Here is a 21,177-nt window from a genome sequence, read left to right as displayed (position 1 = left end):
GCTGCGGTGTCAGTCTCACTCACTTAATTAGATGAGACATAAACGAGAAGGTCTCATGCTAACTGCTCTCCCCCAGCCCGAGCGGCCCCCCCGCCCCCGCCCCCCCGCCCCCCCCCCCCACGTCGATCTCGACATCGTTGCTCCGGGTCCAGTAGCCGCCAACGACAGATGCTGCCGGCAACTGATTGTACGGCAGTAACCTGGCCAGCGATTCGCGGACCAGCGGCTCGACCGCCCGACCCCGCCAACTGCTCCAGTTCTCCATGATGCGGGCCTGGGCCAGGTCCCCGCGCATCCGCTCGATTTCTGCCATGTGCGGTGCGAGGAAGGTGAGCCAGAACCGGAGATAGGGGTCGGCGATCCGGTACCGGCGTTCCTTCGACGGACGGAGCGAGACCGGTAGCTCAGCCACCACAATGCCCTTGTCCGTCAGTACCTGCAGCGCTCGGGTCAGACTGGTATGGGCAAGTCCTCCGGCCGACCGGGCAATGTTGCTGAAGGTCCGTTCGCCGCTCCCGATCGCCCGCAGGACCTCGCCACCGAGTGCCCGCGGCGGGAACTCGGCCGCAAGGGATCGCTCGGCCGAGACGAGCAGCGCGGAGGTCGGATCGCTCAGGGAGATCTTCAGGAAATCGCGCAGCGTTGCACCCGGCCGCCAGTCCCGGCAGATCAACGGCAAGCCGCCGGTCACCAGGGCGGCATCGAACGCGACCGCCGGACCGAGGTCGAGCATGTCCGCGAGGTCCGCGGGGGTCAGCGGCCCGACGACCAGCTCCCGACCGCGTTGATGGAAGGGTCGCTCGCAGCTGTTCAGCGACTCCATCATCGACAGATCCGAACCGACGAGCAGCAGAAGTACCGGCTTGCGGCTGAGCAGCCGGTCCCACGCCCGCTGGAGCACGCCTTCGAAGGCATCGACGCGATCCATCAGGTACGGGACTTCGTCGATCACCACGACACTGGGCCGATCGGCCGGCAGCAGCTCCGCCATCAGGCGCAGCGCCGCAGTCCACTGGGTCGGCGCCTCCTCGGCGAAGAGCTCGCGGTCGGGAAGGGTCGAGGCGGCCACCGCGTCGGCCAGCTCCGTCAACTCGTCCTCGGCCGACCGACCGGCTGCGGTGAAGAAGAGGTACGGCGTGTCAGCGGTCCGCAGGAACTCCTCGACCAGGCTCGATTTCCCGACCCTTCGGCGGCCACGGATCAGGATGCATTCCCCCGGCTGAGCCGCGCCCGCCGCTGACTCGACGCGCTTCAGCGCGTCCCGCAGTACGCCCAGCTCGCGCGCCCTGCCGATGAACCGCCGCACCTAAACCTCCCGAGAAAGTATCTCTCAAGAGAGTATCACTGCTGATACTATCTCCAGAGATACCAATATCTCAGGCCTCTTCCAGGCGGGGGAACAGCGGGTCGCCCTTGGTGAGGGTGGACCCGGCCGGTAGCTGGCCCCACGTGCCGGCGTCCTGGACGCGCTGGTCGGCCAGGGCGCCGAGCTTCTCCTCCGCGCCGAGCAGCTCCCAGAGCTTCGCGGACGTCTTCGGCATCGTCGGGTTGTGCAGTACGGCGACCCCGCGCAGTACCTCGGCGGCGGAGTACAGGATCGTCGCCAGCCGGTCGCGCCGGGACTCGTCCTTCGCGACCTTCCACGGCTCCTGCTCGGTGACGTACCCGTTCACGGCGCCGACCAGTTCGTTCACCGCGGTCAGCGCGTCCTGGAACGCCAGTGTGTCGATCGCCTTGTCCGCGGTCGCCACCGTCTGCGCGAGCTTGTCCGCCAGCGCCTGCTCGGCCGGTCCGTGGTCGGTCGGCTCCGGCAGCGCGCCGTCGAAGTACTTGCCGACCATCGCGGCGATCCGGCTGGCCAGGTTCCCGAGGCCGTTCGCGAGCTCCGAGGTGTAGACCGCGCTCAGGTGCTCCCAGGAGAACGAGCCGTCCGAGCCGAACTGGATCGTCCGGAGGAAGTAGTACCGGAACGCGTCCGAGCCGAAGTGGTCGGTGATCTCGTGCGGCGCGATCGCGGTCAGCTTCGACTTGCTCATCTTCTCGCCGCCGACCAGCAGCCAGCCGTGCGCGAACACCTGCTTCGGTACGGCGACCCCGGCCGCCATGAGCATCGCCGGCCAGATCACCGCGTGGAACCGCAGGATGTCCTTCCCGACCAGGTGCACGTCGACCGGCCACAGCTCCTCGAACCGCTCCGGGTCGGTGCCATAGCCCGCGGCCGTCACATAGTTCAGGAGGGCGTCGATCCAGACGTAGAGGACGTGGTCCTCGTCCCACGGGACCGGGATCCCCCAGTCGAACGTCGACCGGGTGATCGACAGGTCCTGCAGTCCCTGCTTCACGAACGCGACCACCTCGTTGCGCGCGCTCGACGGCGCCACGAAGTCGGGCTGGCCGTCGTACAGCTCCAGCAGCTTGTCGGCGTACGCCGAGAGCCGGAAGAAGTAGTTCGTCTCCGAGACCGTCTCCAGCTCGGTGCCGTGGATGATGCAGCGCTGCGTGCCGTCGGAGTCGGTGCGGATGTCCGTGGGGAGCTTGAACTCCTCGCAACCGACGCAGTACAGGCCCTCGTACTCGCCCTTGTAGACGTCGCCCTTGTCGTACAGCGTCTGCCAGAACTCGCGGACCCGCTCGGTGTGCCGCTGCTCGGTGGTCCGGATGAAGTCGTCGTACGCGATGTCGACGTCGGCCCAGGCCGGCTTCCAGGACTCCTCGACCAGCTTGTCCGTCCACGCCTGCGGAGACATGCCCTGCGCCTCGGCGCTCCGCATCACCTTCTCGCCGTGCTCGTCGGTACCCGTCAGGTACCACTTGCGCTCACCGCGTTGGGCGTGCCAACGGGTCAGGACGTCCCCGGCCACCGTCGTGTAGGCGCTGCCGATGTGCGGCGGGGCCGTGACGTAGTAGATCGGGGTGGTGACGTAATAGGCCTTCTCGGACATGCGTAAAGGGTAATGCCCCGGGCTAACCCGGATTCCGCGCGGCCAGGACCGCGTCGTACACCGTTCGCTTCGGCACGTTGAAGCGCTTCGCGACGTCGGCGATCGCCTGCTTGCGCGGCGTACCGGCGTCCTCGTCGGTGGCGACCTCGCGGGCCAGCTCCTCCGGGGTGAGCACCCGGGTCGGGTCCGCGCCGGCGACCACGATCGTGATCTCGCCACGGACGCCGTCCGCGGACCAGGTCACCAGGTCACTCAGCGGGCCGCGTTTCACCTCTTCGTACGTCTTGGTCAGCTCGCGGCAGACCGCCGTACGCCGGTCTGCGCCGAACGCGTCCCGCATCGCCTCGAGGGACGCGGTCAACCGGTGCGGCGCCTCGAAGAAGACCATCGTCCGCGGTTCGTCCTTGAGGTCCGCGAGCCGCCGCCCGCGCTCGCCCGGCTTCCGCGGCAGGAACCCCTCGAACGTGAACCGGTCCACCGGCAGCCCGCTCAACGCCAGCGCGGTCAGCACCGCCGACGGCCCCGGTACGGCGGTCACCTCGACCTCGGCCTCGATCGCGGCCGCCACCAGCCGGTACCCCGGGTCCGACACGCTCGGCATCCCCGCGTCGGTCACCACCACCACGGTCTGCCCGTCGACGAGCGCCTGCAGCAACTCCGGCGTCCGCTCCCGCTCGTTCCCCTCGAAGTAGCTGACCACCCGCCCACTCAGCTGGATCGCCAACTCCCCCGTCAACCGCCGCAACCGCCGCGTATCCTCCGCGGCCACCACGTCCGCCTCCCCCAACACCCGCCCCAACCGCGGCGAAGCATCCAGCACATCCCCAATAGGAGTCCCCGCAAGCACCAATCGCCCGGTCACCAGGCCATCATCCCAGCCCTCAGGACCGACACGGGGAGGCGGTGGTACCCGGGCGTCCGTACGATGGCGGGCGTGGCTGCTGTGATCGAGGACGGGACTGCGCGGCGGAGTGCTGCCGGCGAGGAGCGGGAGACGCTCGGCCGGGACGTGCTCGGGAGACGGCTGCCGCCGCTCAAGGAGCGGTTGTACCCGGCGATGCCGAAGGACTTCGACGGTGGCTGGATCGCCACGCTGGTGATCACCGTGCTGGCCGGCGTCCTGCGGTTCTGGAACCTCGGCAACCCGGTGAAGTTCGTCTTCGACGAGACGTACTACGCCAAGGACGCGTTCAGCCTGCTGAAGTACGGCTACGCGCGGCAGTTCATCGACCAGCCCGAGGGAGCCGCCGACAAGGCGATCCTGAGCGGCAACCTGGACGTCTTCAAGCCGACCCCGAGCCTGACCGTGCACCCCGAGGTCGGCAAGTGGATGATCGCGGCCGGTGAGCAGCTCTTCGGGATGAACACGTTCGGCTGGCGGTTCATGCCGGCCCTGTTCGGCACGCTGACCGTGCTGCTGCTGATCCGCACCGTCCGCCGGATGACCCGCTCGACCCTGATCGGCGCGATCGCGGGACTACTGCTCGCGGTCGACGGCCTGCACTTCGTGATGTCCCGGGTCGCGCTGCTGGACATCTTCCTGGCGTTCTGGCTGGTCGCCGCGGTCTCCTGCCTGGTCGCCGACCGTGACTGGACCCGCCGCCGGCACGCGGACACCCTGGACACGCCGGTCGCGGACGGTAGCCGCCGTACCCTCGGTCGCTGGCTGCTGATCCGGCCGTGGCGGATCACCGCCGGGATCTGCTTCGGGCTGGCGCTCGGCACCAAGTGGTCGGCGGTCTGGACGCTCGCTGCGTTCGGCGTGCTCGCGTTCGCGTGGGACTTCGGGGCGCGGCGTGCGCTCGGCGTCCGGTTCGCGTTCGTGAAGTCGGCGCTGGTCGACGGCATCCCGGCGTTCATCAGCCTGGTGCTGGTCGCCGGGGTCACGTACGTCGCGACGTGGACCGGCTGGCTGCTGCACGACAACGCCTATGACCACAACTGGGCCGCGAGCAACCCGGCACACGGCGTGATGAAGGTGGTCCCCGACGACTTCCGGTCGCTGATCGAGTACCACAAGGAAGTCCTCGCGTTCCACACCGGCGACTACATCAAGCACGCCACCCACCCGTACCAGTCGAACCCGGCCGGCTGGCCGATCATCGCCCGCCCGATCGGCTTCGACGCGGTCAACGACATCAAACCCGGTACGCCGGGCTGCAACGCGCCCGCGGGAACCAACTGCCTGCAGGTGATCTCTGCCCTCGGTACGCCGTTGCTCTGGTGGGGCGGTGCGCTCGCGCTGATCGCGGCGCTGGTGCTGTGGATCGGCACGCGCGACTGGCGGTTCGGCGTACCGATCGTGGGGTTCGTGACGTGTTGGGTGCCGTGGTTCGCGTTCGACGACAGACCGATCTTCTTCTTCTACGCGGTCACGATGATCCCGTTCACCGTGATGGCGCTGGCGCTGATCCTCGGCAAGGTCCTCGGCCCGGCGCGCGCCGCGGTCGGTTCGGCGATCAGTACGGCGTCACCGCGCCGGCTGATCGGCAGCGCGGTGGTCGGCGCGTTCGTGGTCCTCGTGGTGCTGAACTTCGCCTACATCTGGCCGATCCTGACCGACCAGGTGCTGCCGCATCCGGCCTGGCTCAGCCGCATGTGGTTCAAGTCCTGGATCTAGCCGCGTACGCCACGGTCGCGAACGGCCAGCGGGTCGCCAGCCAGTCGCTGACGGCGTCGTACAGGACGATGTCCAGATCGGCGCGGTCGGCACGGATCCACGAGCGGACGTCGGTGACGGCCGGGTCCTTGCGCGACGGGTAGATGTACAGGCAGCCGATCACGTCGCCGTCGGTCTCGAGGACCGTGTAGGTGAACCCGCGGCGCGCGGCGAAGTCGTCCGCGTGCCGCTGGAGATCACCGAGATTCGCCTCGGGCGTCATCCCGTCGACGGGCGGCCAGCTGCCGCCGAACCCTGGCGTCGAGCGGATGTGCTCGATGCTGGTGGTCCAGGCGGCGTGGTCGGGAACGTTGTGCTCAGGACCCAGCGGTTCGAGCCGGAACCGTGGCGTGACCAGCTCGCGCGGGACGTCGAAGTCAGCGGGGACGAAGGACATAGCCGCAGGCTACGGGCAGCCTCCCCCAGCCGCACCGCAATTCTTCAGTGCCCCGCCCACCGCACTCACCGCACTCACCGCATTTCAGTGCAGTTCGTGATGGCCCTTGTTCTTGCGGTTCTTGCCGTGGCACTTGAACGACGACTGGCCGCCGACGCCGCCGAACAGGGCCAGCCCCTTGATCACCACGGTCGGCGCGTTCGGGTCCGGGTCGTCGGAGCCGTGAGCGGCGAACCCGCCGAAGATCCCGATCCCCTCGTTGCGCACCGTCACGCCCTCGGGCACCGTGATGTCGATCCCGCCGAACACGGCGAACGCGTAGATCGTCACCTCGCGGCCCTCGAAGACCGCGTCGGTCATGTCCAGGTCGTGCCCGCCGAACACCGCGACCGCGTTGGTCCGCCGCTTCACCCGCCAGCGGCCCTTCCGCTCCCCGCCACCGAAGATCGCCAGCATCGTGTCGAGGCTCTGGTTCGGGCCGGCCGGCTCCTCGATCGGCACCAGGCTGCTGGACGCCGCCGGCTGGACCGGCTGGACCGCTCTGGCCGCCGCCGGCATCGCCTGCCCGGGCACGACGAGGTCGCGGGTGATCGGCTCCAGCTCGCCGAGGGTCTTGGCCTGCAACGCCTGCTCGAGGCGATCGGCGTGCTCGTCCTGCGACAGCCGGCCCGACATCAGCGCGTCCCGCAGTACGTCGACGACCTGGTCGCGATCGACATCGGACGCCCGCAGGTGCGCGTGCGGATGCGGGCGGTCGGGCAGATTCTCCATAAGAGGAAACGATATATCGAGTTCAGGCCCGGGAGGACTCCGGTAAGACCCCGATCCCGACCCTTACCGCAGGTCGGGTGCCGGCGCGACCTTGTGGTGGTGAACGCGCAGTGCGCAGAGCATCGCGACGAGTGTGAGGCCGGCGAACGTGATCGCCGTACCGGTGTAGCCGCCGAGGCCGAGGCCCAGTCCGCCGATCGCGGCGCCGAGGAAGGTCCCGAGGCTCATGCCGGCCGCGTTCACGCTCAGGGCCGAGCCGCGGAGGTCACCGCTGCGGCGGACCAGCAAGGTGGTGACGCAGGCGGCGACGGTCGCATGACCGGCGCCCATCAGGGCGGTGAAGAGCAGCGTCAACGGAAGCGACGGCGAGAAGTAGAACGCGGACACCGCGATCAGGGCGACCGTGATCCCGACGAGCAGCATCTTCTCCGGGCTGATCCAGGGACGCTCGGTCGCGATGTAGCGGCCGGCCAGCAGGTTGCCGAGGAAGAACGAGGCGCCGCTGAGCGACCAGACCAGCGCGAACCAGCCCGGGGCGAGGTCGAACTTCTCGTCGTAGAAGGCGGCGAGGTAGGCGAGGTACCCCATGAAGGCCGCGGTCCGGAGCATCGCGACGGCGAGCAGCGGGAGCGCACCGGGGACGCGGGCGAGTTCCCGGTACGTCGCGAGGTAGCTCGTCCGCTGCCTGTTGCTGATCGGCGCCTGCCGTCCCCGCCCGCGCCAGAAGAAGGCCGCGGACAACGCGAGCGAGACCACCGCAGCCGCCAGCAGGTTTCCGCGCCAACCCCAGATCAGCCCCGGCCCGGCGAGCACCGGGGCCGCCAGCATCGCCATCGCCGAGGTCGTCGCCGACACCAACGTCGCCGCGCGCCCGGCCGCGGCCGGCGACCTGAACCGGTCCGCCGCGGCCGCTCCGATCGACGGCGCGAGGATCGACGTCGAAGCCCCGATCAGCAAGCAGAACGCGGCCAGCGCGAACACGTTGCCCACCGCCCCCAACGCTGCGGAAACTCCCAGCAACGCCAGCCCGCCGGCGGCCACCAGTTCACGCGGCACCCGGTCCATCAGCGGCGCCAGCGACACCCCCACCGCCAGCGCCGCGAGGCCGCCCAGTCCACGCAGTCCACCGATCTCGGCGACGCTCCCGCCGGCCGCGTCCGCGATCGGCACCAGGTACATCCCGAACACCGTGAACGGGATCAGACTCACCGTGGACGCGATCAGGAACGGCCACAACCGCTTGGCCATCCGGAAGTCTCCGGGAACCTCGGCCGGGCGCGCGGCGAGGGCTGGGTTCTGCGAGGTGCTCATCTGTCCGTCCTGTAGCGATAGAGGCTGCTCGGGCGGGAGCTGAACTGGGAGAAGGGGAACGGTTCGGCCGACAATGCGGTGACGCCGGAGCCGAGGAAGGCACGGGCCACCGCACTGCCGGTCTGGGCGTAGATCGCGAGCGGCTTCGCTTGCTCACGGCAACGGGTGAGGAGTACGTCGAAGCTGCCGTTGGACAGTGTCATTCCCGTGGCGACGACCGCGTCGGCGGCATCGATCACCTCGGTCATGTCCTGGGAGACGGGAAGCCCGGACGCGGTCTCACGGAGGTTGAAGTCGCACGGGAGGCAGATGCCGCCGCGGTCCGTGATCGCGTCGACGAGCGGGTTCACCACGCCGATCAATGCCACTTTGGTGCCGTTGGCAACATCAAGCAGCCCTGCCACCGCGGCGTCACGGGCCCGGGCGCGAACATCCGGCGTACCGGCGGGGAGGACGATCTCCTCCGCGGCCGGCGCGGTGTGATGCGGCTCGACCGCGGCCAGGTAGGCGTCGAGCGCGGCGATCCGGACCGGGAGCGGTTCGTCGGCGGACAGTACGTCGGCCAGCGTCCGCCCGGAGGTGTCGGCGCAGTACGCCGGATCGAGCTCGCCAGCCTCGAACGAGCAGGCACCGAAGACCTCACCCACCCGGAGCAGCACGTAGTAGTTCCGGTAGGTGACGTCGGCGCCGGGCAGCCGCGTCGTGTGATGCAACCAGAAAGCGCTGGTGACACTGAGGTCTGCCGGTGAAGGACCGTACGAACCGGCGAGAACAGATGCGGTGAGGTCAGCCACGGAAGCGGTCATGGCAGATCGGCCAGCCTTTCGGGGTTATAGGGCAGGGCGGACAACTCGGGACGTCCCGTGGGCTGGAAGCAGTACAGCAAGGAGCCCCGGTCGGTCGCCGTGCGGTTCGGCGCCGAGCGGTGCACCATCAACCCCGGGAACATGAGGACCGAACCCGCCGGCGCTTCCACCGTCACCGCGCGGGTCTCGTCGACCACCGTTGGATCCACCAGCAATCCGGTCGGATCCAGCGGATCACGCCGTACCGGGCCTTCGGACGGGCTGCCGGGGATCAGCGTCATCGCCCCGTTCGCGACCGTGCTGTCGTCGAGCATCACGATCGCGGTCGCGATGTCGTACGCCGCCGCGCCACAGCAGCCGTACCAGTACGGGAAGTCCTGGTGCCACGCGAACTCGGACCCGACGGCTCCCAGTGGATCGTGGTCCCGCGCACCGTCTCCAGCCGGTGCCCGTCCGGCCAGATGTTCACCGTCGTCTCGCCGGCTTCGGCCGCGGACACGACCTCCGCGTGCACCTGCTCGACCACATCCCGCAGCCGGTCCACTTCGGTTGCCGTGAACAACTCCGGCAGCAGCACGTACCCACTCACGGCCTCATCTTAATGCGACGGAGTCGCAGATGGAAACTCTTCGTGCCGAGTCCGGGCGGAGTCGCGCCGGTCCCACGACATCGCCGACCACGGGACCGCGAGCTCGTCCAGCGAGTAGATCTCCCGCGGCCGCATTGACGCCATCGGCCGCGCCTCGGCATGCCGGGCAAAAGCGGACTCGACGTACCGCGTGCCTGTATCCGCGGCCAGGAACACGTGCCGGCGGCCGCGGTCACAGTTGTGCTCCCACAGCGCCGACAGGTACGCCGCGCCCGCGGACAGTCCCGCGAAAACACCGGACGTCCGGAGCAGATCCACCGCCGCCGACATCGCGTATTCGAACGACACCCAGTGCAGCCGGTCGTACAGCTCGTGGCGCACGTTCCGGAACTCGATCGAGCTCCCGATGCCGGCGATGATCATCTCCGGATCCTGCGTGTGCCCGGCCCCGAACGTGACACTCCCGAACGGCTGGACGCCGACCAGGTTCACGTCCCGTCCGCGGTCCCGCAGGTACGCCGCGATCGCGCCCGTCGACGCGCCGGTCCCCACTCCACCGACCAGACACAGCGGGCCGGTCGGCACCACGTCGGCCACGAGATCCGCGACCGCGCGGTATCCGAGGTAGTGGATGTCGTCGTGATACTGCTGCATCCAGTGGTACGTCGGGTTGTCGCGGAGGATCTCGCCGATCCGGCGGACCCGGAGGTTCTGGTCCAGCTGCAGGTTGTTCGACGACGGCACCTGCTCGACGGTCGCGCCGAGGATCTCCAGCTGGATCTTCAGCGTCCGGTCGACCGTGGTGGAGCCGACGATGTGGCACTTCATCCCGTACCGGTGGCAGGCCAGCGCGAGCGCGTGCGCGTAGATCCCGCTCGAGCTGTCGATCAGCGTGTCACCCGGCCGGACCCTCCCGGTCTCCAGCAGGTGCCGGACCGCGCCGAGCGCGGAGTACACCTTCATCGTCTCGAACCGCAGGCAGATCAGGTCGTCGCCGGCCTCGGACCGGACCCGGATCGGGTCGGGATCCTTGATGGCCTCCGCCAGGTGGTCGTGCAGTCGCGTCATCGGCGCGGTTCGCTCCTTGAGTCGAGGGATAGCACGGGCGGAGGTTTGTTGGTGCTGAGCTGGGCGGCTGCTACGAGCTGCCGGGTCAGTGCGTGTTGAGGCGCGGTTGTGAGGGTCGCGGGCGGACCTTGCTCGACAACGTGGCCGTCGTCGAGGACCAGGACCTCGTCGGCGACGGCGGCGACCAGGCCGAGGTCGTGGCCGATCCAGATCAGGGCCGTCCCGCGGCTCTTCAACTCACTCAGCAGGTCGAGCACCAGCGCCGTCCCGCGGTCGTCGAGCGCTGTGGTGATCTCGTCGCAGATCAGTACGTCGGGATTCGCGAGGACGGCCCGCGCGAGAGCGGCCCGTTGCAGCTCACCGCCGGACAGCCGGCTCGGTGGACGCGCCGCGGTGATCGCCGCGACACCGAGACGGGCGAGCGTGGCGACGGCCTCGGCGTGCGCCCGGTCCGGAGCGAGCGCGCGCAGGCGTTGCGCCGTACGGGCGACTTGCTGGTCGACGGGGCGGCGTTCGTCGAAGGAGCCGCGGACTTCCTGCCAGACGTACTGGACGCGGCGGTGCTGCTCGCGGGTGCGTCTGCGGAGAACCGGAAGCGGAGCGCCGTCGAGCAAGATGGTGCCCGTCCGGCGCTCGTGCAGACCCGCGAGGCAGCGAGCCAGGGTGGTCTTGCCGCTGCCGGAACGGCCGACGACGCCGAGGCAGGCGCCGGCTGGGACCGCGAGGCCGACATCGCGCAGGACGACATCGCGACCGCGCGGCCGCAGCGAAGCTGACAAGTTCATTGCCTCTAGCAACGGGTGTCGGTCGCCGGAGGTTCCCAGCACGGCATGTTCCGGCGCGGGCGGGAGGACATCGGCAGTGCCTGCGGCGACGACCTGGCCGGCGTCGAGGACAACGACGCGCGTGGCCAGCGCGCGCACCAGGTCGAGATCGTGACTGAGCAGCAAGATTCCCAGGCCAGTGGCCGCGAGGTCCCTGAGCTCGTGGACGAGTTGGAGTCGGGTGATCGAATCGAGGCCGGTGCTCGGTTCGTCGAGCACGAGTACGTCGGGCCTGCACGTCAGCGCCTGCGCGAGCGCGACCCGCTGCCGCTGACCACCCGAGAACTGATGCGGAAAGCGTTTGAGAGTGCCGCGGTCACCGGGCAACTGGGCGGCACGGACCGCCTCGTCCGGGTCGCCGGCGTGGAGTTTCGCCAGCTCGCGCAACGTCGTACCGATCCGGCGTGCAGGATTCAGAGCACTGCCCGGATGTTGTGGCATGTACGCCACCACACGTCCAAGCATCCGGGCCGCGGCCGGGGTCACGCCGTTGCCATCGACAACTGCTTCGCCCGCGACCTCGACATGACCGGTCAGGCGTACGCCGTCGCCGTGGTCACCAAGCAGCGCCAGCGCCGACGTGGTCTTGCCGGACCCGGACGCACCGACGAGCGCCGTGACCTCACCCGCGACGACCTCGAAGGACACGCCGTCCACTAGGAAGGTCTCGCCCGCGATCGCGGTCAGTTTGTCCACTCGCACCAGGCTCATGAGGCCACCTCGACCAGACGACGGGACCTGTGCACCAGACGATCAGCGAGGAGGTTGAAACCGAGGGTGAACGAGACGAGCAGCAGTGCGGGAGCGAGGACCGACCAGGGTTGGAGGAGGAGACCTTCGCGGTTGCGGGACACGCTGACCGCCCAGTCCGGCGCGGTCGGGCTGAGTCCCAGTCCGAGGAAGTTCACCGACGCGACGAGGAAGACCGCGAGGGTGATGCGGGTGCCGAGATCTGCCGCGACCGGGCCCAGGACCGAGCGTCCGACGTACCCGATGTGGATCGCGAACCAGGACTCGCGCTGCATGCGCAGGGCTTCGACCACCGGGCCGCTGGCCGCGTCCAGCGCCGCGGCGCGGACCAGGCGCGCGACGGTCGGGACGTTCACCATCGCCACGGCGGCCGTGATCGCGAGCGCGGACGCCTGCCAGCCCACGGCCACCACGCTGATCACCAGCAGGGACGGCACCGGCAGCAGTACGTCGAGGGGTCGCATCAATCCTTCGTCCAGCCAGCGATGGCGGGTCGATGCCGCGATCAGCCCGATCGCTCCGCCGACTAGGTAGGCGATCAGCACGGCTCCGAAGGCCATCCCCAACGCCGTGCGCCCGCCTACCAGCAGCAGTCCGACGACGTCCCGGCCCAACCCGTCCGTCCCCAGCAGGCCTTCGGGCGAGTACGGCAGTCCCTCTCCCCCGTCGTACGGCGCCAGCGGCCCGAGCACCGCCACTCCCAGCGGCACCAGAACCAGTACGACCGACACACCGACCGCGATCCGTTCACGCAGCGACGGGGTCATCGGAGGAGGGCCGTTCGCGGGACGAGTCGGTTGCAGGTGAGGTCGGCCGCCAGGTTGATGAGCAGAGCGGCCACGGCGAGAGTCAGCGTGAGGGCTTGCACCACTGGGAGGTCGCGAGTCTCCACGCCGTCCACGAGAGCGGTGGCGAAGCCCGGGATCGCGAAGATGGCCTCCACAACGAGGACCCCTCCCAGGAGCGTGTCGCCGGTTCGGGCCAGCTCCTGAACACCGGGTACGGCGGCGTTCGGCAGGACGTGACGCAGCAGCAGCTGGCGCCGCGGAACACCGAGCCGGCGGGCCTGGGCGACATACTCGGCGTTCAAGGCGGAGATCGTGCCGGCGCGGACCTGGCGGGACAGCAGGCAGACCGTCCGGCCCAGGAGAACGGCGACCGGAAGGATCAGCAGGACCGGCGAAGCGAGCAGGTTGCCGCCGACCCAGGTCGCCGGGAGCCAACCGAGCTTCAGTGCGAAGACCGCGACCAGCACTACCGCGATCACGAAGTCCGGGATGGCGGACAGCGCCAGCGTGACCGAGGTGATCGCACGATCGATCCGGCCGTTCTCACGGGTTCCCATGACGATGCCCAGGGCAACAGCCAGCGGAACCACGACGGCGAGCGTCGCCAGCGTGAGCACCAGCGTCGCGCCGATCGAGCTGCGCACGATGCCCGCGACCGGTCCCCCGCTGATCAACGACGTCCCCAGATTGCCGCTCAGCACGTTGCCCATCCAGTGCACGAATCGTTCCGGCGCCGGTTGATCCAGCCCGAGCTCGGCCCGCAGCCGCGCGACCTGATCGGGCGTCAGCGTCTCGGTGAACCGCAGCTCGGCCGCGTCCCCCGGCAGGAGCGACGTCAGCACGAACACCAGCACCGAGAGCACAACCAACTGAACCACCGCGAGCAGTGCCCGCTGGACGGCGTACGACCGCATTCAGGCCAGCCACACCTTGTCGAACCGGCCCTGGTCCAGCGTGTTCGGCGGCGCCGCCTGCACACCCTGCACCTTCGCCGACACCGCCACCAGGTAATCGGGCAACCCCCACGCGAGGATCCCGCCCTCGTCCCGCAGCGTCTTCTGCAGTACGCCGTACTTCGCCGACCGCTGCTCCTCGGACGTCACCGCCCGCGCCGCCGCGAACGCCGCGTCGAACCCCGGCCGCCGCCAATGCGTCACGTTGAACGGCGACTGCGACAGCAGCCGATCGGTGACGTACTGCGGGATCGGCATCGCACCGGAGCGATGGTTGCCGATCGCCCCCTTCGTCAACAGGTCCTTCGCGTAGGTCTGCGGGCTCCCGGTCGTCACCTTCAGGCGCACGCCCGCCTCCGCGACCTGCTCCGCGAACAACGTCGCCGCCTCCACGAACCCGGCCGAGGCGTCCGCGGTGAAGATCTCCACTTGCTTCCCGACCAGACCGGCCTTCGCGAGCAACGACTTCGCCCGGTCGACATCGCGCTCGCGCTGCGGCAGCTCGGCCGGGTAGTACTGATACCCCTTGCCGAACAGGTCGTTCCCGACCGCGCCGCGACCGGCGAGCACAACGTCGACCAGCCGCTGCCGGTCCGCGAGCAGTTTGAAGGCCAACCGCACGTCCGGGTTGTCGAACGGGGGTTGGTCGACCTTCATCACGAACGCCTGCATCGTGCTCGCCTTCGCCGCCACGATCCGCACCGTCTTCCCGGCCTCGGCGGTCCGCGCGAACGTCGCGGTCATGTCGTTGGCGTACTCCGCCTGGCCGCCCTGGACCGCGTTGGCGCGCGCCTCCGAGTCGGCCGACAGGATCTGCAGCTCCTCGATCCGCGCGGGCTCGTCCCAGTAGTCGTCGTACCGCGAGGCAACCATCGACCGCCCGGCCTCGAAGGACACGTAGCGGAAGGCGCCGGTGCCGACGGGCTTGGCCGGGTCCTTGAACCCGTTGCGCACGATCTGCGTGCCGATCCCGGCCAGCAGCGCGGGGAACTCGGCGTTCGCCGCGGTCAGTACGAGCTCGACCGTCGACGCACCGATCGCCTTGCTGCGCCTGAGATCCAGCGTCGCGAGCGACGACTGCGCGACCCGCTCGGGTACGGCGGGATCCGCGATCCGCGCGAGGCTGTACAGCACGTCCTCGGCGGTCAGCTTCGCGCCGTCGTGGAACGTCGCGTCCCGCAGCGTGAACCGCCACGTGGTCGCCGTACCGTCGTGGTCCCACTTCGACGCGAGCCGCGGGACCGGCTTCAGGTCCGGGCCGAGCTCGACCAGCTTCTCGTAGATCGCCTTGTGCCGCGCGATGTCCACGAACAGGCTCTGCACGTGCGGATCGAGCACTTCCTTCGCGCCACCACCGGCATACACCGCGCGCAACCGCCCGCCCTGCTGGGGTTGGGCGGCCGCATCCGCCCCACACCCGGTGACGGCGGCCAGCCCAGCAGCCCCGGCCAGCCCCAGAAACCCACGCCTACCCCAAGCCTCGGACACGCGACAATCCTCACGTTAGTGAAAACGATTGTCAAATCCAGCGCGCATCCGAACCCGACCCGAATCATTCTTTCGGCACGCTCCACCCCGCCGCTCCGCGTGACGGCGTGTCACCACCCAACTACCGGCGAGTACCGGGAGTGACCGCTACTCGTCGCAGTCCGCGGGGGTGCAGGTGGCGGGGAGGTCGTCGGCGATGCGGGTGAGGAGGGTGGTGAGTTGGGTCTGCTCGGCCGGGGTGAGGCGGTCGAAGAAGAACGTGCGGACGGCGGCGACGTGGTCCGGAGCGGCGGCGTCGATGGCTTTGCGGCCCAGCTCGGTCAGGCGGACCATCGAGCCGCGGGCGTCGTCGGTGCACTCCTCGCGGCAGACCAGACCGCGCTTCTCCATCCGGCTGACCTGGTGCGACAGGCGGCTGCGTTCCCAACCGACGGAGCGGCCGAGGTCACGCGTCCGGAGGACTCCGTCGACGGCCTCGGACAACGGGTGCAGCAGGGCGTAGTCGGCGCCGGACAGGCCCGAATTGGTGATCATCCGCGCCTCGAGCGCGCGCATCAGTTCCCGATGCGTGTCCCGGTACGACTGCCAGAGTCGCGCCTCCCGCTCGTCCAGCCACCGCGGTTGCGTCATTTACCCAGTGTACGGGCGTCTGTTGACATGTCACCGAGTCACGTCACGGCGTGCGCGACAGCGCGACCGCCAGCCCGATCGTCGCTCCCATGACCACGAGTTCCAGAACCGCAAGGCGCCGGAACGCGCCCGCATCCCCGTCCGCCAACCGCAGCAGGGTGTACTGGCGGTGCTGCCACCCGATGAAAACCAGAGTTGCGAACGCCAGGGTCTTCCCGAGCACCAGAACGCCGTACCCGCTGGTCACCCACTGGGTGATCAGGCCCCAGCCGTCCGCTCGCCCACCGAGGTGGATCTCGGCCGTCAGCAGACCCGTCAGCCCGACCGTCACCGTGCACACGAGAGCGAGCGTGCTGAACACCTCGACCGCCTGCGGTGACCGGGCATACCGCAGTACGGCGCCCAGCCCACCGACCCACACGACGACCGCCACGACGTGGATCACGAGTGACGTGGTCGCGAGCACCGACCAGAGACTCGTGCGCTCGATGGCCCCGTGCCCCGTCAGCAGTGGACCAATCAGCGCGGCGACGGTCAGCACCGCGGCGAACCGTGCACCACGCAACGTCTTGAGGCCGGACAGCACAACGGCCAGTACGGCGGTGAGTACGACGGCGACCGCGAGCGCTCGGACCTGGGGCAACTGTCCCGCCGGTGACGCGTGTTCGGCGAGATGCGACAGCGGGATGCCGAGGATCACCGTCGCGGTCGCGACCAGACCGCCGATACTCGCGACGGCCCACACGCCCGCAGCCAGTGCGGCGTCCTGACAGGCCCGAATCGCTTTGTCACCGAGCTTTCCGTCCTTCGCGGGCAGGAACAGCACGACAGACAGTACGGCGCCCCCGGTCGCCACCGCGGCGACGTCCGCGAGGATCCGCAGTACCGGAACCGCCCAGGAGATGCCGAGGCCGGCGCCGAGCAACCCATCCGCCGGCCGCGTCGGGGCACCGCCGGCGGCGAGCAGGCCGAGCACCATCACAACGATGCCGGCGGCAACCATCCCGGGCAGGACCAGGCGGCTGCGGGTCATGAGGCGGGTCGGCGACGAACGATGACCACCGCCAGGGCGACGACCACCAGCATCACCAGGCACATCGCGACGATCGTGACGGTGTTGGAGCTGCTGTCCTGCGGGGTCGTCGGCGGGGTGCCGGCCGGTTCGGTCGCGGGGTGGCCGGCGTGCGTGACGGTGAACGAACCGGAGACGGTGATCGGGTGGCCGTCGGCCGAGACCACGCGGGCGTCGACGACGTACTTGCCGGCCTCGATCATCGCGCCGACCGGCTGGGTGACCGTGTTGTCGACCACCTGGACGTCACCGTTCGCGACGTTCTTGCCGCTCGGCGAGTTCACCTGGACCTGCGTCCCGTTGGCGCCGACGGGCTCGTTGAAGGTCAGGACCACCTTGGTCGGCGGCGCGGCCATCGACGAACCGTCGGTCGGCGTCATCGACTCGAGCTTGGCGTGCGCCGCCGCCACGCCGGTGGAAGCCACCAGCGCGACGAACGACGCCACCAGTACTGCGATCAGTCGGCGCACGACTACTTCCCGGACTCCGCCACGACCGGCTTGCGCGGACGCAGACCGAACGCGAGACCGAGCAATCCGACCAGCAGGCCGGCGCCACCGAGCCAGCGCGCGAGCGAGTCCGACGTACCTTCGGACGCAGCTGCCGCGACCGGCGTGACCGCGGCCGTCAGCTTCAGCGTCGGCGCGGGGTGCTCAGGCTCGTCGGCCCCGTCCTTGGCGACATCAGCCCATTTCACCACCTCACCGTCGCTGTACGTCTGGTCCGCCGGGAAGCTCAGCGCGTCGACGCCCTCGGGCAGCTTGCCGACCGACAGCGCGAACTCGTCGAAGTCGTTCGGCGGGATGCCGCCCGCGGCCGCGGTCCAGGTGACCGTGGTGATCGCCTTCGTCAGCGTCACGTCGCCGACCTTCACCGCCGCCGGGAGCTTCTGCTCCGTCTTCTCGACCTTCCACCCGTCCTTCACCTGCGCACCGACGTGCGCGAACGGGTGGTCGGTGGGCAGCGAAACGACGAGCTTCGTCGTACTGGTGTTGTCGGACTCGGTCGGCACGCGGAACACCAGCTTCGCGTACCCACCGGGCTTGGCGTCCGGTGACGACACCGTCACGTGGGCAGACGCCGAGCTCGCGGCACCGATCACCACGAGCGCGGACGCCGCGACGATCGCACCAGCGCGCAGCACGAATCTCTTGGGCATGAGAGAACCTTTCAAGGCATACGAGTAGTCCGGCCCGTGGGCCGGTTCAGACAGCTGGGAGCACTCGTACGCCGGGAGGCCCGCGCCCGGAGACACTCGAACCGAGCCGCGACCCGGCCGGGGTCCAGGGCGAGAGGAAGCCGTGAACAGCGGGGGCGAGGTGCAGCACAGGCCGCAGTACCGGCAGCTCCGGGAGCAGCCGGGCGAACACCTTCCGTACCCGCAGGATCCACCGGTGCGCGCGGCTGATCGCGAGGACGGCCGCCAGCAGCACGCCCAGGTGCGTCGCGGTCATCAACAGGCTGCCTCCGATACCGGGAGACATCCCGTGATGCATACTCGCGGCATCGAGCGTCACGTGCACGAACAGCTGCACCACGGCCAGGACGAGGGCCGTCAGCAACCGCTCGTCCGCGAGGTGCTCTCCCAGCAGCCAGCACGCCGCGGCCAGCGCAGCCAACGGAGGCACCACGACGAGCGGAACTCCACCACCCCCGACGAGCACATGACCGAGCACCGCAACCGCGACGCTCAGCGCCGCGACCACGGGCGTGGCCCTGCCCTCGGTCGGCATCACAGTCCCCTCGCTCCAGTCACTCTACGGACAAGAGCGGACAACCGTTCCCGCATTCCACAGATCTGACCGCGAATCCATGCAACCGTTTGACGTGTTCAGCACGTTTGCCTCGGCATGACTGGGGAGAGCCGCGGGTGGGACCGGAGACCGAGCAGGACTACGTCGAGTTCGTGACACACCATGCCAACGCTCTGTGCCGGACCGCTTACCTGTTGTGCGGGGACTGGCGCCGGGCCGAGGACGCCACCCAGGAGGCGCTGATCCGGATGTACCGGAGCTGGGGCCGGATCCAGCGCAAGGGCGCGATCGGCGCGTACGCCCGGAAGGTCGTCGTCTCGACCACCCTCGATGCCCTGCGCCGGAAATCCAGCCAGGAAGTGGTCAGCGACGGCGAGTACTTCGTCAACGAGCCCGACCGCTCCAACTCACTCGGCGACGTGGAGAACCGGCTGGTGATCACCAAGGCCCTCGCCGAACTACCGCCCCGGCAGCGCGCGTGCGTCGTACTCCGGTACTTCGACGAACTGTCCGTCGACGAGACCGCGATCGCCCTCGACTGCCGTCCCGGCACGGTCAAGAGCCAGACGCTGCGCGCACTGGAGAAACTGCGCGCGCATCCGGCCCTCGCCGAGCTCTCCGACCTGGCTGGAATGAAGGGAGCGCGATGACCGGCGAACTGAAGGACCTGATGGAGCGCGCCTCCGACCGGCCGGCGACCTTCGCCCCGGATGTCACGGAGCTCGTCGCCACGGGACGGCACCGGACCCGGGTACGCCGCCTCGCGATGACCGCCGCCACAGCCGCCACAGCCGCCACCGCGGTGGTCGCCGTACTGCTGGTCGGCCGGATCGGCGGCGCACAGTCCGCGCCCCAGCCGGCGACCACGCCTACGGTGTCCCGCCCCGCCGCGATCACCGACCTGTGTGCGAAGTCCAACGACTACTTCCGGACCGTGAACAACGACGTCTGGCGCGTGCGGGTGGTGACGCAGTGGACCGACAAGGTGGTCGAGGTGAGCGACCTCGACGGTGCGATGACGGTCCGCCGGTCCCCGGACGGGAAGCAGTACGCGTACTGCGTGGCCGGCGTACCGATGTTCGGGAAGCCGGTGGGCGGGTTCGGGGCGACGCTGCTCAACGTCGGCATCATCACCCGCGAGTACCAGATCCAGCGGTACTGGAGCATGGGCTGCGGTGACAAGCCGGTCGACCGCGACCACAACGTCGATGGGCGAGTGTGCAGCGGGGTGCGCTACAGCTACGCGGGCCGGGTGCCGGAGGGAGTCACCCGGATCGCGTTCAGCGGCCTCGGGCAGCAAGGTGACGCCACGATCAAGGACGGCTACTGGGTGCACCGCGTGTACACGCCGAGCATCCTGCTGGGCAACAGCGACCCGATCTCCATCACCATGTACGACGCGTCCGGGAAGCCTGTGTTCCGGGAGGAGTACTGACTGCTGCGATGATGTGCGGATGGACGTAGCGGTGCTGGAGATCGGGGGAAGTCACGTCACGGCGGCCGTGGTGGCGCCGGAATCGTGGGACGTGACCGAGGTGGATCGGGTGCAGCTCGAGTCCCAGGCGGCCGCCGAGGTGGTGGTCGAGCAACTCGCACAGGCGGCCCGGAAGTTGCCGCTGGCAAACGGGCTCGCGGTCGCGCTGCCGGGGCCGTTCGATTTCGAGACCGGGGTGGCCTGGTACCGCGCCCAGGGCAAGTTCGACCAGCTGTACGGCTTCAACCTGGGCGAAGCGCTGGCCAAGGAACTCGGGATCGACCGGTTGCTGTTCATGAACGACGCGGAGGCGTTCGCCGTCGGTGAATGGACCGCGGGCGAGGTCCGCGGCGCCGAACGCTGCGTCGGCGTCACGATCGGCACCGGCATCGGTACGGCGTTCCTCGCCGACGGGCGGGTGGTCCGCGAGGGCGACACCGTCCCGCCGGGCGGTGAGCTGTACAAGACGACGTACGCCGGGAAGCCGCTGGAGGACTCGATCTCGGCGCGGGCGATCCTGCGCCGGTACGCCGAGCGGACCGGGACGGAGGCACCCGGGGTGAAGGAGATCGCCGACCAGGCCCGGGCCGGCGAGACCGCCGCGCAGGAGGTGCTGACCGCCTGTTTCACGGACTTGGCCGCCGCGCTCGGCCCCTGGATCGAGCGTTTCGGAGTGACGCGCACGGTCCTCGGCGGCTCGATCTCCGGCGCCTTCGACCTGATCGACGCGGCCCTGCCGTTCCCGGCGTCCCCGACCCACGAGACCGAACGCTCCGCCCTCGTCGGCGCCGCCGCCCACTACCTGCGCAGCGTTTGACGGACCGCCAGGCCATCACAATCCCCCAGACCTCAGCCGCCCCCGCGCGCGGCGGCGGCGGGGCCGCGATTGGGATGGCCGGGC

The 21,177-nt window shown here is 69.5% G+C and carries 23 protein-coding genes; 4 read left to right on the top strand and 19 right to left on the bottom strand.

Annotation, left to right across the window (positions count from 1 at the left end; all coding sequences use genetic code 11):
- Nucleotides 1–58: 58 nt before the first annotated feature.
- The 3 genes from ACWGID_RS15145 to rsmI form a co-directional block, all read right to left on the bottom strand.
- The gene (locus tag ACWGID_RS15145; RefSeq protein ID WP_452197062.1) at nucleotides 59–1,306 is read right to left on the bottom strand and encodes an ATP-binding protein; all 1,248 of its coding nucleotides are present in this window, start codon (nucleotides 1,304–1,306) and stop codon (nucleotides 59–61) included.
- A gap of 70 nt (nucleotides 1,307–1,376) precedes the next feature.
- Entirely contained in the window at nucleotides 1,377–2,942 is a 1,566-nt protein-coding gene (metG, locus tag ACWGID_RS15140) for a methionine--tRNA ligase (protein WP_452197061.1), read from the bottom strand.
- 22 nt (nucleotides 2,943–2,964) lie between these two features.
- Nucleotides 2,965–3,804 (bottom strand): 16S rRNA (cytidine(1402)-2'-O)-methyltransferase, encoded by an 840-nt coding sequence (rsmI, locus tag ACWGID_RS15135; protein ID WP_452197060.1) that lies wholly within the window; start codon nucleotides 3,802–3,804, stop codon nucleotides 2,965–2,967.
- A 195-nt stretch (nucleotides 3,805–3,999) separates the two neighbouring features.
- On the opposite strand from rsmI, the gene ACWGID_RS15130 reads away from it, so the two are divergent.
- On the top strand, nucleotides 4,000–5,562 hold the full coding sequence (locus tag ACWGID_RS15130; protein ID WP_452197091.1) for a dolichyl-phosphate-mannose--protein mannosyltransferase: 1,563 nt from the start codon (nucleotides 4,000–4,002) through the stop codon (nucleotides 5,560–5,562).
- On the opposite strand, the gene ACWGID_RS15125 is transcribed toward ACWGID_RS15130, so the two are convergent.
- From ACWGID_RS15125 to ACWGID_RS15050, 16 genes are all read right to left on the bottom strand, one after another.
- Complete coding sequence (locus tag ACWGID_RS15125; RefSeq protein WP_452197059.1) at nucleotides 5,546–5,998, bottom strand: GNAT family N-acetyltransferase; 453 nt, start codon at nucleotides 5,996–5,998, stop codon at nucleotides 5,546–5,548. The two genes, ACWGID_RS15130 and ACWGID_RS15125, sit on opposite strands and share 17 nt — an antisense overlap.
- 84 nt (nucleotides 5,999–6,082) lie before the next feature.
- Nucleotides 6,083–6,769 carry a DUF1707 SHOCT-like domain-containing protein gene (locus tag ACWGID_RS15120; protein WP_452197058.1) on the bottom strand — a complete coding sequence of 229 codons (687 nt, stop codon included), beginning with the start codon at nucleotides 6,767–6,769 and terminating at the stop codon, nucleotides 6,083–6,085.
- A gap of 63 nt (nucleotides 6,770–6,832) precedes the next feature.
- Nucleotides 6,833–8,080 (bottom strand): MFS transporter, encoded by a 1,248-nt coding sequence (locus tag ACWGID_RS15115; RefSeq protein WP_452197057.1) that lies wholly within the window; start codon nucleotides 8,078–8,080, stop codon nucleotides 6,833–6,835.
- Entirely contained in the window at nucleotides 8,077–8,886 is an 810-nt protein-coding gene (locus ACWGID_RS15110) for a Rossmann-like domain-containing protein (RefSeq protein ID WP_452197056.1), read from the bottom strand. Before ACWGID_RS15110 ends, ACWGID_RS15115 begins: the two co-directional genes overlap by 4 nt.
- Nucleotides 8,883–9,299 (bottom strand): phytanoyl-CoA dioxygenase family protein, encoded by a 417-nt coding sequence (locus ACWGID_RS15105; RefSeq protein WP_452197090.1) that lies wholly within the window; start codon nucleotides 9,297–9,299, stop codon nucleotides 8,883–8,885. Before ACWGID_RS15105 ends, ACWGID_RS15110 begins: the two co-directional genes overlap by 4 nt.
- Entirely contained in the window at nucleotides 9,200–9,475 is a 276-nt protein-coding gene (locus ACWGID_RS15100) for a hypothetical protein (protein WP_452197055.1), read from the bottom strand. The genes ACWGID_RS15105 and ACWGID_RS15100 overlap by 100 nt, the downstream gene beginning before the upstream one ends.
- A gap of 9 nt (nucleotides 9,476–9,484) precedes the next feature.
- The gene (locus ACWGID_RS15095) at nucleotides 9,485–10,543 is read right to left on the bottom strand and encodes a pyridoxal-phosphate dependent enzyme (protein WP_452197054.1); all 1,059 of its coding nucleotides are present in this window, start codon (nucleotides 10,541–10,543) and stop codon (nucleotides 9,485–9,487) included.
- Complete coding sequence (locus tag ACWGID_RS15090) at nucleotides 10,540–12,078, bottom strand: ABC transporter ATP-binding protein (protein ID WP_452197053.1); 1,539 nt, start codon at nucleotides 12,076–12,078, stop codon at nucleotides 10,540–10,542. Before ACWGID_RS15090 ends, ACWGID_RS15095 begins: the two co-directional genes overlap by 4 nt.
- Nucleotides 12,075–12,884 (bottom strand): ABC transporter permease, encoded by an 810-nt coding sequence (locus tag ACWGID_RS15085; RefSeq protein ID WP_452197052.1) that lies wholly within the window; start codon nucleotides 12,882–12,884, stop codon nucleotides 12,075–12,077. Before ACWGID_RS15085 ends, ACWGID_RS15090 begins: the two co-directional genes overlap by 4 nt.
- Entirely contained in the window at nucleotides 12,881–13,819 is a 939-nt protein-coding gene (locus ACWGID_RS15080; protein ID WP_452197051.1) for an ABC transporter permease, read from the bottom strand. Before ACWGID_RS15080 ends, ACWGID_RS15085 begins: the two co-directional genes overlap by 4 nt.
- Complete coding sequence (locus tag ACWGID_RS15075) at nucleotides 13,820–15,346, bottom strand: ABC transporter substrate-binding protein (protein ID WP_452197050.1); 1,527 nt, start codon at nucleotides 15,344–15,346, stop codon at nucleotides 13,820–13,822.
- Between the two features lie 147 nt (nucleotides 15,347–15,493).
- On the bottom strand, nucleotides 15,494–15,976 hold the full coding sequence (locus tag ACWGID_RS15070) for a MarR family winged helix-turn-helix transcriptional regulator (protein ID WP_452197049.1): 483 nt from the start codon (nucleotides 15,974–15,976) through the stop codon (nucleotides 15,494–15,496).
- A gap of 43 nt (nucleotides 15,977–16,019) precedes the next feature.
- The gene (locus ACWGID_RS15065; RefSeq protein WP_452197048.1) at nucleotides 16,020–17,009 is read right to left on the bottom strand and encodes a CopD family protein; all 990 of its coding nucleotides are present in this window, start codon (nucleotides 17,007–17,009) and stop codon (nucleotides 16,020–16,022) included.
- Entirely contained in the window at nucleotides 17,006–17,518 is a 513-nt protein-coding gene (locus tag ACWGID_RS15060) for a copper resistance CopC family protein (RefSeq protein ID WP_452197047.1), read from the bottom strand. The genes ACWGID_RS15065 and ACWGID_RS15060 overlap by 4 nt, the downstream gene beginning before the upstream one ends.
- A 2-nt stretch (nucleotides 17,519–17,520) precedes the next feature.
- Complete coding sequence (locus ACWGID_RS15055) at nucleotides 17,521–18,207, bottom strand: YcnI family copper-binding membrane protein (protein WP_452197046.1); 687 nt, start codon at nucleotides 18,205–18,207, stop codon at nucleotides 17,521–17,523.
- Nucleotides 18,208–18,253: 46 nt separating this feature from the next.
- Entirely contained in the window at nucleotides 18,254–18,781 is a 528-nt protein-coding gene (locus ACWGID_RS15050) for a hypothetical protein (protein ID WP_452197045.1), read from the bottom strand.
- A gap of 137 nt (nucleotides 18,782–18,918) precedes the next feature.
- Here ACWGID_RS15050 and ACWGID_RS15045 point away from each other — a divergent pair, with 137 nt between their 5' ends.
- The 3 genes from ACWGID_RS15045 to ACWGID_RS15035 are packed head-to-tail and all read left to right on the top strand — an operon-like array spanning nucleotide 18,919 to nucleotide 21,093.
- On the top strand, nucleotides 18,919–19,452 hold the full coding sequence (locus ACWGID_RS15045; protein WP_452197044.1) for a SigE family RNA polymerase sigma factor: 534 nt from the start codon (nucleotides 18,919–18,921) through the stop codon (nucleotides 19,450–19,452).
- Entirely contained in the window at nucleotides 19,449–20,237 is a 789-nt protein-coding gene (locus ACWGID_RS15040; RefSeq protein ID WP_452197043.1) for a hypothetical protein, read from the top strand. The genes ACWGID_RS15045 and ACWGID_RS15040 overlap by 4 nt, the downstream gene beginning before the upstream one ends.
- Nucleotides 20,238–20,256: 19 nt before the next feature.
- A complete protein-coding gene (locus ACWGID_RS15035; RefSeq protein WP_452197042.1) occupies nucleotides 20,257–21,093 on the top strand; it encodes an ROK family protein in 837 nt (278 codons plus the stop codon).
- Nucleotides 21,094–21,177 lie beyond the last annotated feature (84 nt).

The organism is Kribbella sp. NPDC054772 (assembly GCF_053611945.1).
The sequence above is the reverse complement of the archived record's forward strand: the minus strand, read 5'-3'. Positions and strand labels throughout refer to the sequence as shown.